13 protein-coding genes are annotated in these 12,683 nt (G+C 63.2%); 7 read left to right on the top strand and 6 right to left on the bottom strand.

Features of this window, described 5'->3' with window-relative positions:
- Window positions 1–146 precede the first annotated feature (146 nt).
- Window positions 147–851 carry a response regulator gene (locus DSM104635_RS05015; RefSeq protein WP_158765151.1) on the top strand — a complete coding sequence of 235 codons (705 nt, stop codon included), beginning with the start codon at window positions 147–149 and terminating at the stop codon, window positions 849–851.
- Here DSM104635_RS05015 and DSM104635_RS05010 read toward each other — a convergent pair.
- Entirely contained in the window at window positions 830–1,855 is a 1,026-nt protein-coding gene (locus DSM104635_RS05010; protein WP_158765150.1) for a glycosyltransferase family 2 protein, read from the bottom strand. The two genes, DSM104635_RS05015 and DSM104635_RS05010, sit on opposite strands and share 22 nt — an antisense overlap.
- 109 nt (window positions 1,856–1,964) lie before the next feature.
- On the opposite strand from DSM104635_RS05010, the gene DSM104635_RS05005 reads away from it, so the two are divergent.
- The 3 genes from DSM104635_RS05005 to DSM104635_RS04995 all read left to right on the top strand — a co-directional run bounded on the left by DSM104635_RS05005 (window position 1,965) and on the right by DSM104635_RS04995 (window position 5,900).
- Window positions 1,965–3,161, top strand: a complete 1,197-nt coding sequence (locus DSM104635_RS05005) for a hypothetical protein (protein ID WP_158765149.1) — start codon at window positions 1,965–1,967, stop codon at window positions 3,159–3,161.
- A gap of 1 nt (window position 3,162) precedes the next feature.
- Window positions 3,163–4,482, top strand: a complete 1,320-nt coding sequence (locus DSM104635_RS05000; protein WP_158765148.1) for an ATP-binding protein — start codon at window positions 3,163–3,165, stop codon at window positions 4,480–4,482.
- A gap of 62 nt (window positions 4,483–4,544) precedes the next feature.
- Window positions 4,545–5,900, top strand: a complete 1,356-nt coding sequence (locus DSM104635_RS04995) for an Hsp70 family protein (protein ID WP_158765147.1) — start codon at window positions 4,545–4,547, stop codon at window positions 5,898–5,900.
- A 97-nt stretch (window positions 5,901–5,997) separates the two neighbouring features.
- On the opposite strand, the gene DSM104635_RS04990 is transcribed toward DSM104635_RS04995, so the two are convergent.
- On the bottom strand, window positions 5,998–6,981 hold the full coding sequence (locus DSM104635_RS04990; RefSeq protein WP_228445869.1) for an isopenicillin N synthase family dioxygenase: 984 nt from the start codon (window positions 6,979–6,981) through the stop codon (window positions 5,998–6,000).
- Between the two features lie 124 nt (window positions 6,982–7,105).
- On the opposite strand from DSM104635_RS04990, the gene DSM104635_RS04985 reads away from it, so the two are divergent.
- Together DSM104635_RS04985 and DSM104635_RS04980 are read left to right on the top strand one after the other, a co-directional pair.
- Entirely contained in the window at window positions 7,106–7,993 is an 888-nt protein-coding gene (locus tag DSM104635_RS04985; protein WP_158765145.1) for a TauD/TfdA dioxygenase family protein, read from the top strand.
- A gap of 160 nt (window positions 7,994–8,153) precedes the next feature.
- Entirely contained in the window at window positions 8,154–9,152 is a 999-nt protein-coding gene (locus DSM104635_RS04980; RefSeq protein WP_228445867.1) for an ATP-grasp domain-containing protein, read from the top strand.
- On the opposite strand, the gene sthA is transcribed toward DSM104635_RS04980, so the two are convergent.
- Window positions 9,149–10,618, bottom strand: coding sequence for a Si-specific NAD(P)(+) transhydrogenase (sthA, locus tag DSM104635_RS04975; protein ID WP_158765143.1), 1,470 nt, complete (start codon window positions 10,616–10,618; stop codon window positions 9,149–9,151). The two genes, DSM104635_RS04980 and sthA, sit on opposite strands and share 4 nt — an antisense overlap.
- A 100-nt stretch (window positions 10,619–10,718) precedes the next feature.
- On the opposite strand from sthA, the gene DSM104635_RS04970 reads away from it, so the two are divergent.
- On the top strand, window positions 10,719–11,411 hold the full coding sequence (locus DSM104635_RS04970) for a dihydrofolate reductase family protein (RefSeq protein WP_158765142.1): 693 nt from the start codon (window positions 10,719–10,721) through the stop codon (window positions 11,409–11,411).
- Here DSM104635_RS04970 and DSM104635_RS04965 read toward each other — a convergent pair.
- From DSM104635_RS04965 to DSM104635_RS04955, 3 genes are all read right to left on the bottom strand, one after another.
- A complete protein-coding gene (locus tag DSM104635_RS04965; RefSeq protein ID WP_158765141.1) occupies window positions 11,401–11,613 on the bottom strand; it encodes a hypothetical protein in 213 nt (70 codons plus the stop codon). The two genes, DSM104635_RS04970 and DSM104635_RS04965, sit on opposite strands and share 11 nt — an antisense overlap.
- Window positions 11,614–11,728: 115 nt before the next feature.
- Window positions 11,729–12,073: a cupin domain-containing protein gene (locus tag DSM104635_RS04960; protein WP_228445865.1), complete on the bottom strand. Its 345-nt coding sequence runs from the start codon at window positions 12,071–12,073 to the stop codon at window positions 11,729–11,731.
- Window positions 12,070–12,681, bottom strand: coding sequence for a hypothetical protein (locus DSM104635_RS04955; protein WP_158765140.1), 612 nt, complete (start codon window positions 12,679–12,681; stop codon window positions 12,070–12,072). The genes DSM104635_RS04960 and DSM104635_RS04955 overlap by 4 nt, the downstream gene beginning before the upstream one ends.
- Between the last annotated feature and the right edge of the window lie 2 nt (window positions 12,682–12,683).

Genomic DNA, 12,683 nt, shown 5'->3' with positions numbered 1-12,683 from the left:
CACAGGGTTGGTTTTGAGCGTTCTTGGGTGATGTAGGACATGTCTGTCAATCAACCAGCCGGTCTGATGGAATTTTGTGCCCTCAATGGCGCTAAAATGCGCATGAATGCTTCGCCGTCAGGCGCTTTGGCGCAGGGCTGCCGCAAATGACCGCCGCGACCTTCGACGCACTCGACCGCCCACCTCATCTCCTGCTGGTCGACGACGACGATCGTATCCGTGAATTGCTGAAGCGCTACCTCAGTCAGGCCGGCGCGCGCGTGTCTGCGGCGGGTGACGCGGCGGGCGCGCGCAAGCTGCTCGGCTCGATGGATTTCGATCTCCTGATCTTGGACGTGATGATGCCGGTCGAGGACGGCTTTTCGTTGGCCGAAAGCGTGCGCAAAAGCTCAAAGGTGCCGATCGTGCTGCTAACCGCACGCGGCATGCCGGAAGATCGCATTCGCGGGCTGCAGATCGGCGCCGACGACTATGTGGCCAAACCTTTCGAGCCGGCGGAGCTGGCGCTTCGCATCAACGCAATCTTGCGCCGCTCGGTGAATGGGCGCGGTGAGACGCCGGAGGTGGTGACGTTCGGGCCGTTTGCATTCAACGGTGCGCGGGGCGAGCTTTCGCGCGAAGGCGCATTGGTGCGCCTGACGGAAGCGGAAGTGGCGATGCTGCGCATCCTGGCGGCGCGACCCGGCGAAGTTGTGAGCCGCGAAGAGCTGGCCAAACGCACGAGCGCGGGGCTTGAACGCTCTGTGGATGTGCAAGTGACACGGCTGCGCCGGAAGGTTGAGGCCGATCCGCGCGCGCCGATTTTTCTGCAGACGGTGCGCGGCATCGGTTATCGGCTGGCGGCGGATTGAGGCGCGTTTTGCGGCGCGGGCTCGGGGATGCCGTGCGCGATTGACGGCGCAGGCGAGTATTCGTTCACGAGATAGAGCGGCCGGTTCTTGGACTCGTTGAAGAGCCGGCCGAGATATTCGCCCATGATGCCGATGCAGAGTAGTTGCACGCCACCGAGGAAAAGCACGGCGACCATCAAAGACGGATAGCCAGGCACCGGATTGCCATGAACCAGCGTCTCGTAGACGATCACGAGCGCGTAGATGAACGACACGAAGGCCACGAACACGCCGGCATAAGTTGCGAACTTCAGCGGGCCGGTCGTGAAAGACGTGATGCCTTCGATGGCGAAATTCCAGAGCTTCCAATAGTTGAAGGTGGTCGTGCCAGCGTGGCGCGGGTCGCGTTTGTACTCGACGGCCTTTTGCGGAAAGCCAATCCAAGCAAACAGCCCCTTCATGAAGCGATGCCGTTCGCGGATCTGTTTCAGCGCATCAACAGCACGGCGGCTGAGCAGCCGGAAGTCGCCGGTGTCGGCGGGGATTTGCGTGCGCGAGATGGCGCGGATGACGCGGTAGAACGCGGCGGCGGTAAATTTCTTCAACGCAGTTTCGCCGTCGCGGGCGATGCGTTTGGCATAGACAACGTCGAAGCCGTTTTTCCATTCGTCGATCAATTGCGGGATCAGTTCGGGCGGATCCTGCAAGTCCGCGTCGATGACGATGACGGCGTGGCCACGGGCGTGATCGAGGCCCGCGGTGAGCGCGATCTCCTTGCCGAAGTTGCGCGAGAGATCGATTACGGTGACGCGCGAGTCCTGCGTGCGCAACGCGTGCATGACGGCGATCGTTTTGTCGCGACTGCCGTCGTTGATGTAGATGACTTCGCAGGTCGCGCCGACCGTATCGAGCACACTGGTCAAGCGGCGATGCAATTCGGGGAGCGTTTCTGCTTCGTTGTATGCCGGCACGACGACGGAGAGCGTGTACTCGGTGGGCCTGGGCGGGCGCAGATCGTCACTCATGTTTGCGCCTCACCAACGACGCGAAGGGCATAGCGCCGCGCATCCGTCCAAGTCTAGCGCATATGGCGGCGCTGGTTTAGCGTTGCGCCAGTTGGGGGAACGCGGCGCCATGGCGGACAACACTGACGCGAGTAAGAACGCCGGCTGGAAGGTGTTCGCGCTGAGCTTGCTGTTCTGGCTGCCGACGCTCTCAGGCGTGATCAGCCGCGCGATCAAGCAATCGAACTGGTTCGGCGATTATCAGGCGGTGGCGTGCGCGGCGGAAAAGCATCTCGCTGGCCAGCCGATGTACGACGTCAACCTCGCCTGCCCCGACATGCATGCGGCGATGTATATCTATCATCCGTGGGTGGCGCAGGCGTTCGCGTATCCGCTGGCCGAGCTTGGGCAGCGTGGACTGATGATGATCTACGCGCCGCTGTTCGTGCTCGCGGTGCTTTCGCTGCTGTGGATCATGATCGGGCGCGGCGGCACGGGCGCACGGCATCGGCGCGCGTGGTTCGGCGCGTTCATAACCGGGAGCGCGATCTATTGGGGCAATGTCGCGGTGGTGCTGCACGCCTTCATCGGCGTGGCGGCAACGATCCTGCGACGCTGGCCGATCGTGTTGGTGTTTGCAATCGCGCTGGCGATGATCGTGAAGCCGCTGTTTGCGACGTTTGCGATGGTGTTTCTGCTGGCGCGCTGGCCGCTATGGAAGCGCATCGGCTACGCGGTGCTGACGATCCTGCTGGGGCTTGCGCCGGCGGCGTATCTGTTCTGGCAAGGCGGGCCGTATGCAGAGCAATGGACCGAGCTTGTCACCTACGTGATCTACGAAGACCGGCCGGGCGAAGCGTTTCTGGGCTGGATGAGCGTGCTTGGCGCGACGATGGATTCGACTGCAGTGAAGGTTGGGTATCTGGGCTACGGCGTGGTGATGACGCTGGCGGGGTTGACGCTGGCAGAGGGCTTGGAGCTCAATGACGACGATCGCGCGTTGCTCGGTTTGAGCTTGGGCATTCTGGTGAACCCTCGGCTGATGTCGCAGGATTATTGGCTGTTGGGACCGGGCTTGATCGCCATGGCGAGTGTGCTTTCGGCGCGGGCGCCGGGTGCGGGCAAGTGGGTGATGCGCGCGCTGCTTTGGCTTTGTGTGCTGGTGTTGGTTGGAAACCTCGCCGACCTCGCCGATTATACCGGCCGGATCGTCACGTTCGGTTTGGCGCTCACCGTGCTGGGCGCTGCGCTGTGGACGGTGATGTCGCGCCACACCAAGGTATCGGCGGTTTGGAGCGCCGTGCTCGCTCCGGCGCCTCAGAGGTAAGATGCGACTTCGGGATTATTTGCCGCGCGGTTTGTATTGGCGCACCGCGCTGATCATCATCGTGCCGGCGGCGTTGCTGCAGCTGATCATCACGCTCGTCTTCCTGGACGATCACTGGCGCTTTCAATCCAAGCGCATGAGCCAGGCCGTGGCGTCGGACGTGACGTTGTTGCTGCAAACCTACGAAGCGAACCCCACGCCGGCGACGTTGGCGTATGTGCGGCGCATCGCGAGCGCGCCGTTACGCATGAGCCTTTCTTTTGACACCGCGCCACTGGAGCGCGAGCGGTGCGGCGGGCGTTCACGTTCGCTCTACATTGACCGGTATCTGCTCGAACCGCTCGACGCCGAGTTCGGGCGACCGATCTGGTACGATCCGACCTGCCGCGATGGACTCGTCTATCTGCGCGTGCCGACGACCGGCGGCGTGTTTGAGTTTCGCACCGATTTCGATCGGGTGCAGGCGCGTTCAGGGCCGCTGTTCGTGATGTGGATCATGGCGGGCACGGTGTTCTTCTGCCTCGTGTCGATCCTATTCGTGCGCGGCCAGGTGCGGCCAATCGAGAAGCTCGCGGACGCAATGGAGCAGTTCGGACGCGGCGACGATAGCGGCACGTTCCGCGTCCGCGGCGCGCGCGAAGTACGCAGTGCGACGCGCGCGTTCTTCAACATGCGCGAGCGCGTGCAGCGGCTGATGGAGCAGCGCGCGCAATTGCTGGCGGGCGTGAGTCACGATCTGCGCACGCCTGTGACGCGGCTCAAGCTTCAGCTCGCGTTGATGCCAAAGTCCGAGGAGATAGACGCCGCCAAACGCGACTTGGCCGACATGGAAGAGACGCTGGAGGAATACCTCGCCTTTGCCAAAGGCCTGGGGGAAGAGGCCCCGGAAATGGTGGACGTTGGCGCCATGGCAACAGAGGTCGTGGCGGATTCAACACGCGATGGAGCCGACATTGCAATTGAGCAATCTGGCGAAGTCGACGCGCCGGCGCGCGGACGCGCGCTGAAGCGTTGCCTCGTCAATCTGATCGATAACGCCGCGGCGCATGGGGATAAGGTGCGCGTCATGGTGAAGGGCGAAGAAAACGCCGTGACAGTCTCTGTCGATGATAACGGACCCGGAATTCCCGAGGAACTGTACGAGGAAGCATTCCGCCCCTTCTCACGGCTCGATGCGACGCGTTCGCGCAATCAGAAAGGCGTGGGTTTGGGACTGGCCATCGCGCGCGATGTCGCGCGCAGCCATGGCGGCGATATTTTCCTGAGTCCAAGCCCGCTCGGCGGCCTTCGGGCTATGCTGCGGTTACCCCGACCAGCGTGAGTCAACCCGCTTCCATTGCAGCGAAGAATGAATAAGGTCGCCGCCGGGAATTCGGGCGGATCATGGCGGACGGCGGCGACATCTCACGGGCGCGGATTTGCATCGACTTCGGCACCGCGTTGTCGAAGGCGGCGATCTGCTTGGACCCTCTGTTGCCGCTTGAAGTCGGCGTTAAGCCGTTGCCGATTGGCGCTATTTCCGGCGGCGACCATCCGCTACTGACGCCTTCGGTGCTCTACGTCGATAGCGGGCGGCTGTTCTTCGGCCCCACAGCGTTTGAGCATGCGCGGCGCGGCGTCGAGGATGCACGCGATCCCCTGCTCTCGTTCAAAACGGTGCTGGGCGCACGCAACATCGAGGAAGCGCTGAATTCCAAGCTACGGCCCTCCGTTGATCCGACCGGCACGTTCAAGCAGCGCGACGCGCTCGCGCTCTATCTGGCGTATCTCGATCAGCTGATCCGCGAAGCCATCGATCTCGCGCCCAACATTCCGAACGCCGCAATCTATGCCCCGCGACGCTACACCAGCCCGGTATGGCGACCGGGCAGCGGCGTTGAGCGCATGTTCGAAGGCATCTTCAACGAGTCCGCCGCGATCTCGGAAAAGCTGGGGCATCTGCTACTTGGGCCCGCCGGCATCTCGATCGCGCAGTGCAAGGATGCGCTGGACAAGGCCGCGGCCAATCCTGGCGATGGGCGATTGGAAACCGGCGTATTCGAACCGCACGCCGCGGCGGCGGCGGCGCTGGCCTTCACCAACGCGCCGACGCGGTTCGTGATGGTGTTCGACATGGGCGCCGGCACCACCGACATCGCAGCGTTCGAGTTCGATGAAACCGTCGATCCGCCCACGCTCGGCGAGATCAAGGAAGCGCGCCACGCGAGCGCGCTAGCGGGCGATGAGATCGACCGCATTCTGATCGAGCTCATGCTGACCAAGGCGCACGTGGTCAAAGGCTCGGAAGAGGATTTGAAGATTTCTCGCATCGCGCGCTTGGCGGCGCGGGATTTGAAGCGTGAGCTGCTGCGCACAGGCAAGTGCCAGCTGCGGTTGGGTTGGCGCACGCTGGCGATCCGCGCCAGCGACCTGATGGAATACGAGCGCTTTCGCCAGTATCTCGGCGCGCTGGCCGGCACCATCGCGAACAGCTTGAAGCCAGTGCTAGAGCGCGCACAGGCGGTGAATGCGGACGTCGTCGACGTCGTGCTCGCCGGCGGCGGCGCGCACCTCACGTTCATCCCAGCTTTGGTGCAGCGTGCAGCTGCAAGCTTGAACACGCCGGTGAAACTGCGCATCGGAGCGCTGACTCCCGCCAATCCGCTTTACATGGGCATCGACAAAAATCTCGCGGAAGTGTTTCCGCAGATCGCGATGTCGGTGGGCGGATCGCTCGTCGAGATGATGCCGGCGCGTTGAATCTGGACCGCCGGCGCCCTCGCCGGCTCTTCGTTTCAACCGGCTCAATAGCGGCAGTTGACACACCGCATGCCGGCGAGGGCGCCGGCGATCCATATTAGCTCACGCCCTTCGCTAAGTCCGGAAACACCTTCGACACTTTGCCGAGCAGGTAGTCGCCATACGTGCCCGACCATGCGTGAACGTTGGCGCGATCCCAACGTTCGCGGCTGTCGTCGGTCGCGTTGGCGTGCTCAGGCAGCGGGACGATTTCGGCGTCCCAGCCTGGATCGAAGAAGAATGGAAATGAGAGCCTGCTCTTGCCGCTGACATTGCGCACGCGATGCGGCGTGGAGCGGTAGAGTCCGCCGGTGAGGCGATCGAGCATGTCGCCGATGTTGACGACCAGCGCGCCTTCAATCGGCGGCGCTTCGATCCAGCCTTGTGGCGTCTTCACCTGCAGGCCACTGTGCTGATCCTGCGCCAGCAGCGTGAGCAAGCCGTAGTCGGTATGTTCGCCGACGCCCCAGCTTTCGCCATCGTCGGCGGGATACTCGAAGATACGGAAGAGCAGTGTGGGCTGTGCGGTGTAGGTGCGGCGGAAGTACTGCGAGTCGAGGCCGAGGCTGAGCGCGACGCCTTCCATGATCGCATGCGCGGCGCGTTCGGCTTCGCGCATGAAGGTGAGGACTGCGGGTTTGAGTGTTGGGACAGCTTCGGGAAAGGGATTGGCGCCATGCAGCGGCAAGCCAGCTGCGACGCGCGGATCGCGCGCGCCGAGCTCTTCGCCGAAATAGAGCCCCTGCTTGCGGTCGGGCTTGCCGGACGTGAGTTCACCGCCCAGTGGGAAGTAGCCGCGCCACGCGCGGCCGTCGCGCGCCATTTCGATTTTCATCTTCTCCGCTTCAGGCAACGCGAAGAAGGCGCGGCTGCTTGCATTTAGCTGCGCTAAAGTGTCGGCGCTGATGCCGTGATGCGTGGCGTAGAAAAAGCCGAGGTCGCGGCACGCTGCACCGATCTCAGCTACGGTTTTCGCCACCGTTTCCGCGTCTCTCTGCAGAAGCGGCGCGACATTGATGCTCGGCAATCTCGCTTCGCGCACGCACTCGCCTCTCGCACCAGGCGCCCATGTGACACGCGAAGCTATCCGTAAGCGGGTAGCCGCGCACCTTGGCGCTGTGGATTTCAGCTTACATGATTTCCCCAGGCAACGAGAGGACGAACTCATGCCGAGCACAACAGCAACCGCCTCACGCGACGCGGCCACGTCGATTGTCGTGACGCCGACTGGGCCGCTGCTCGGCGCTGAGGTATCCGGCATCGATCTGACCAAGCCGCTAACGTCGGCCGACGTCGCCGCCATCCGCGAGGCGCTGCTCTCGCATAAGGTGCTGTTCTTTCGCGACCAAGACATCTCCTACGAAGATCACGTGCGCTTTGGCCGGTATTTCGGCGACCTTGAAGGCCATCCGGTGACAGCGACAGTGCCGGGCTTTCCGGAAATTCTCTTCATCGAAGCCGCGGACGGCATGAAGATCAGCGACAAGGTCTTCCCAATCGCGCGGCCCGCCAACAAGTGGCATACCGACGTGACGTTCCGTGAGAAGCCGTCGATGGCGGGCATTCTGCGCATGCGGAAAATGCCGGTCTTCGGTGGCGACACAATCTTCGCGGATACGGCGGCGATCTATTCCGATCTGCCGCCCGACGTGAAAACGAAGATCGATGCGCTCGATGCCGAGCACGACATCATCCGCAGCTACGGCTATCGCGTCTCGAAAGAAAAGGCCGCCGAACTACGCCAAGACTATCCGCTGATGGTTCATCCTATGGTGCGCCGCCATCCCGAGACGGGCGAGAAGCATCTCTTCGTCAATCACGTGTTCACAGGCCGTATCCTTGGCTTGCCGGACGATGAGGCTGAAAAGCTGTTGGCATACCTGCTCGATCGCGTGAAAGCGCCTGAGTATCAGATGCGCTTCCGCTGGAGCGAGAACGCCATAGCGTTTTGGGACAATCGCGCGACGCAGCACTATGGCGTGCTGGACTACTGGCCGCACGAACGCGTCGTGGAACGTGTCACCGTGATGGGAGAAGATCGGCCCGTCCGCTAGGTCACAAAACCGTAGCGTCGGTGTCGTAAAATTAGCCTCGCCTGCTTCGCGCTAGGCACGAATTGGGAACCTAATCCCATATTGGGGCGTAGATAACGAACGCCCTGGGGAGATTTCCGTGCGCTGCTGGTTATTTTTCAATCGAGACCTCGGGCCCAACGTGCCTGAAGCACACGAGGTTTTCCGTTTCCAGGAAGCGGCGAAGGCGCTCGATATCGAATTGCATGTGCTGAAACCGAGCGAATTCGACCTGGTGGTGGATTCCCTGGGCGGATGGTCCGCTATTTATCAGGGCCGCGAACTTCGCAAGCCAGACCTGATTATTCCGCGTACCGGCAGCGAGACATCGTATTTCACCCTCGCCGTGCTGCGGCACTTCGAGCGCCAGGGCGTGGCCATCGTCAATCCGCCGGCGGCGATCGAAGCGGTGGCGGACAAGCTGCATACCTTGCAAGTGCTAGCTGGCGCAGGGCTGCCGATCCCGAAGACGATCCTCGGCAAGTTTCCCGTCGATGTCGGCTTGGTCGAGCGCGAGATCGGCTTTCCGGTGGTGGTGAAGAAGCTGCGCGGCACGCGCGGCGCGGGCGTGATGCTGTGCGAGAACCGCGCTCAGTTCGATGATCTAGCCAATCTGCTCGACGGCGCGGCGCAGGGGCAGGATTTCCTGTTTCAACAATACATCAAAGCCAGCCACGGCCGCGACGTGCGCGTGCTGGTAGTGGACGGCAAGGCCGTCGCCGCCATGGAGCGGCGCTCGACCGATGGCGGTTTCAAGTCGAACATTTCGCTCGGCGGTGCGGCGATGCCGTTTGCGCCACCGCCGGCGATGGCGGAGCTCGCGGTGAAGGTCGCGCGCGAATTGCAGCTCGATGTGGCGGGGATCGATATTCTGTTCGACAAGACGGCGTATCGGATTTGCGAGGCCAATTCATCGCCAGGCTTCCAAGGCTTGGAGCGCGCATGCGATGTCGATGTGCCGGAGCTGGTGTTCGTCGCGATGTCGCGGAAGTTCGGGCTGCCGCTTCGGCACTCGGCCCGCTGGGAGCGCGCGATTGATCGCGCGGCGAAGGCCGTGCTTGGGCCGATGCCACGGCCGGTGAACGATGATGCGCCGGCGATGGCTCGCGCGCCGACGCGGCGGAAGCGGAAGCCGGCTTAGCCGCGCGCCGCTTTCGCGATGCGCTTGGCGGCGAGGAGCGCGATTTCCTGCAGATCATGCACCGCGGGCTTTTCGCGCGCGGGCATGCGGTTGAACGCGTCGAGGGCGGCGATCTTGTAGGCTTCGGCAAGGGTTGGATAGTTGAAGGTGTTCTCGACGAAATAGTCCAGGCCGCCGCCGAGATTGAGCACGGCTTGCCCGATGTGGATCAACTCGGTCGCGCCCTCGCCCACGATATGGACGCCGAGCAAACGCCGCGTATCGAGCGCGAAGATCATTTTCATGAAGCCGGAATTGAGGCCCATGATGTGGCCGCGCGAGGTTTCGCGGAAGCGCGCGATGCCGGCCTCGTACGGGATGCCCTTTTCGCGCACCTGCTCTTCGGTCATGCCGACGGTGGAGATTTCGGGGACCGAGTAGATGCCGTACGGAAAAAATTCCGGCGGCGCGTGCGCTTCGGCGCCGAAGGCGTGGCACGCCGCGATGCGGCCCTGCTCCATTGACGTGGAGGCGAGTGAGGGAAAGCCGATGACGTCGCCGACCGCGTAGATGTGCGGCACGGCGGTGCGGAAGGTGGCTTTGTCAACGGCGATGCGACCGCGATCGTCGGCGGCGAGACCGGCGGCTTCGAGATTGAGCGATGCGGTCGCGCCGGCTCGGCCGGCGGCGAACAGCACCATATCGGCGGCGATCTGACGTTGGTCATGCAGCTGCACGAGGCATGCCTCGCCAAGCTTTTCGACGCTGACGGCTTTACTGTTGAACCGCAGGCTCATGCCGCGGTCGCGGAGATCGTGGACGAATTCGTCGACCAGTTCGCGATCAACGAAGCCGAGCAGGCTCGCGCCCGGCTCGATCACGGTGACCTTCACATCCAGTGCAGAAAAGATGGTGGCGTATTCGATGCCGATGACGCTCGCGCCAATGACCACGAGCGAGCGCGGCAGCTTCTTCAGATCGAGGATCTCGTCGGCATCAACGATGTTTTCGCCGTCGAATGGGATGTGCGCAGGCCGGTGCGGATAAGTGCCGACGGCGAGGATCACGCTGTCGCCATGATAGTGGCGGACGTCGCCGGTTTCGCCGGTGACTTCGATGGCGTGGGCGCCCACGAAGCGCGCGCTGCCGGCGGTCCACACCACGTTGTTGCGGGAGAATTGGTGCTCAAGCACTTCGACTTCGTGGTCGAGCGTGATCGCGAGGCGGCGGCGGAGGTCTTCGGCGGTGATGTGCTCTTTGTTGCGGTGGGCGCGACCGTAGAAGCCGCGCTCGCGCCAGCCGGAGAGATTGAGCACGGTTTCGCGGAGCGTCTTCGACGGGATCGTTCCGGTGTGCACACAAACGCCGCCAACGCGCCGCCCCTTCTCGATCACGAGAACAGATTTCTTGAGCTTGGCGGCTTGCACGGCGGCCCGCCGGCCTGCCGGACCGGAGCCGATGACGATGAGGTCGAAATGCTGCGCCATGCGGTGGGAACCTTGGAGCGCGCCGCTGGATGAGACGTTAACGGATGTCGGGATCAGCCGGGCTGGTTCGTCCTAGGATCAGAACCGAGGAGATTTGATCATGCGGAAGATCATCACAGGCGCTTTCGTTTCCCTAGACGGCGTGATGCAGGCGCCTGGCGGGCCACAGGAGGACTGGGAGGGCGGCTTCAAGTACGGCGGCTGGGTCGCGGCGCTGGGCGACGATCCGGTGTTCGGCGAAGAGATCACCAAGATGCTCAACGAGCCTTACGACCTGCTGCTGGGCCGGCGCACCTATGACATCTTTGCTTCGCACTGGCCGTACGCCGAAGGCGGGCCGGACGATGTGGTCGCCAAGCAGTTCAACGCGATCACGAAGTACGTGGTTACGCGCAAGGGCGAGCTGGAGTTTCCGTGGAAGGGCACGGTCGTGCTGCGTGACGCAGCTAAGGACGTCGCCAAGCTGAAGCAGGAAGACGGGCCGGCGCTGGTGACGCAAGGCAGCTCCGACCTGATCCAGACGCTGCTGGCCGAAGACCTGATCGACGAGATCTGGACGTTCACATTCCCGGTCGTACTGGGCTCGGGCAAGAAGCTGTTCGGCGAAGGTGCACGGCCGGGGCACTTCAAGGTGGCGTCGGCAAAGGTGTCCCCGAACGGGCTGATCGTAGCGCATTACGTGCGCGATGGCGACGTGCAGACCGCCGACTACGCGATGGACCCGCCCACGCCGCAGGAAGTGGCGCGCCGCGAGAAGCTGAACCGGGAGATCGGGCCTAAGCCTAAAGCGTGAAGCTGGTGAGGCGGCGGCTCATATCGCTGGCGATGGCGCCGAACCCGTCGGAGAAGCCGTGAACCTTCGGAGCGACGACTTCGTCGTATTGGATGGAGACCATCGCGAGCGCCATGAACGCCAGGCCCGCCCAAACCCGGTATTGCGAGTGCCATGCGGATCGCATGACTTGCTTCATGTCGCTCAAGGTGGAACTGAACATGACCACGCCTTCTGGCTAATGCGCGTTCATATTTGCGCGCTAAACGTAAACAAGCGCTGACCAATCGGTTAACGGCAAGCACGCGGCGCAGATGGATTGCAGTTTGCTGTGAGCTTCAGTCGTAGCGGATGACGAAACGCTTCTTCATCGGCGCGGTGACGCGCCACACGCCGATGAAACCCGGCTCGATGATGAAGCTGTCGCCTGCGGCGTAGCGCTGCGTTTCGCCATCATCGCCGACAAGCTCGCACGCGCCTTCGAGCAGGTGGCAAAATTCCCATTCTTCGTATTTCACGCGCCACGCGCCGACATCGGCACTCCACTCGCCGGCGTAGACCTTCTCGTTGCCCTCATAGTCGATGCTGGTGCGCGTCATCGGCGCGCCCTCGACAAGGCGATCGGCGGCGATCGGGGCTTCGTCTGTGGCGTCGGCGCCGCGCACAGCGTGCAGCTTTGTCACGATGCCGCCGCGTCGTCGGCCTTCGGCTTGGCATCAAACCCAGCCCAGCGCCCGAACATCTCCTCAGCGCGGCGGAGGTTCTTGTCGAGCGAAGCCATGGTCTTGGCGAAGTCGCCGGCATCGTCGCCGCGCCAGGCGGCGCGGGCTTGGCCGATGATGACGCCGAGGCCTTGGGCGCGGGCTTGGCCGGTCATGCCGTCGGCTTCGAGGCCGGCGAGCGCCAGCACCCAGCGGGCGCAGCGGACGTGGCGTTGGTGCGCTGACGCGAGCAACGTCGGATCGCGGTCCTGCCCCTGCTCCATACCGAGCACGGCGGGGCGGTGCGGCTCCATGGCTTCGAAGCGGCGCATGATGAGTTCGAACAGGCGGTCGCGGACGCTTTGAGCGGGATCGAGGGCGTCTGTGCTGTCTGCGATCGCACGGTCGAACGCTTCTTCGACACAATCGACCGCCTCGCCCAGCGAGGCCCCGTAAAAGTCCGACATCGGACGGTTTGCTGCGTCCGCGAGCTTGACCAGCGTCACTTCTCGCCAAGGGCTTGAAGCGGCAAGTGAAAGCGCCGCACGGGCGAGATCACGGCGGATGGCAGAGTCGAGTGCAGCGGACATGA

The sequence above is a fragment of the Terricaulis silvestris genome (assembly GCF_009792355.1).
GTDB classification, from domain to species: domain Bacteria; phylum Pseudomonadota; class Alphaproteobacteria; order Caulobacterales; family Aquidulcibacteraceae; genus Vitreimonas; species Vitreimonas silvestris.
The sequence above is the reverse complement of the archived record's forward strand: the minus strand, read 5'-3'. Positions and strand labels throughout refer to the sequence as shown.

Bases quoted from the DNA above. Each gene is read 5' to 3' on its own strand.
- DSM104635_RS05015 (WP_158765151.1), top strand. From the start codon at position 147: ATGACCGCCGCGACCTTCGACGCACTCGACCGCCCACCTCATCTCCTG.
- DSM104635_RS04965 (WP_158765141.1), bottom strand. From the start codon at position 11,613: ATGTTCAGTTCCACCTTGAGCGACATGAAGCAAGTCATGCGATCCGCA.
- DSM104635_RS04970 (WP_158765142.1), top strand. From the start codon at position 10,719: ATGCGGAAGATCATCACAGGCGCTTTCGTTTCCCTAGACGGCGTGATG.
- DSM104635_RS04955 (WP_158765140.1), bottom strand. From the start codon at position 12,681: ATGTCCGCTGCACTCGACTCTGCCATCCGCCGTGATCTCGCCCGTGCG.
- sthA (WP_158765143.1), bottom strand. From the start codon at position 10,618: ATGGCGCAGCATTTCGACCTCATCGTCATCGGCTCCGGTCCGGCAGGC.
- DSM104635_RS05005 (WP_158765149.1), top strand. From the start codon at position 1,965: ATGGCGGACAACACTGACGCGAGTAAGAACGCCGGCTGGAAGGTGTTC.
- DSM104635_RS04995 (WP_158765147.1), top strand. From the start codon at position 4,545: ATGGCGGACGGCGGCGACATCTCACGGGCGCGGATTTGCATCGACTTC.
- DSM104635_RS04985 (WP_158765145.1), top strand. From the start codon at position 7,106: ATGCCGAGCACAACAGCAACCGCCTCACGCGACGCGGCCACGTCGATT.
- DSM104635_RS05000 (WP_158765148.1), top strand. From the start codon at position 3,163: ATGCGACTTCGGGATTATTTGCCGCGCGGTTTGTATTGGCGCACCGCG.
- DSM104635_RS05010 (WP_158765150.1), bottom strand. From the start codon at position 1,855: ATGAGTGACGATCTGCGCCCGCCCAGGCCCACCGAGTACACGCTCTCC.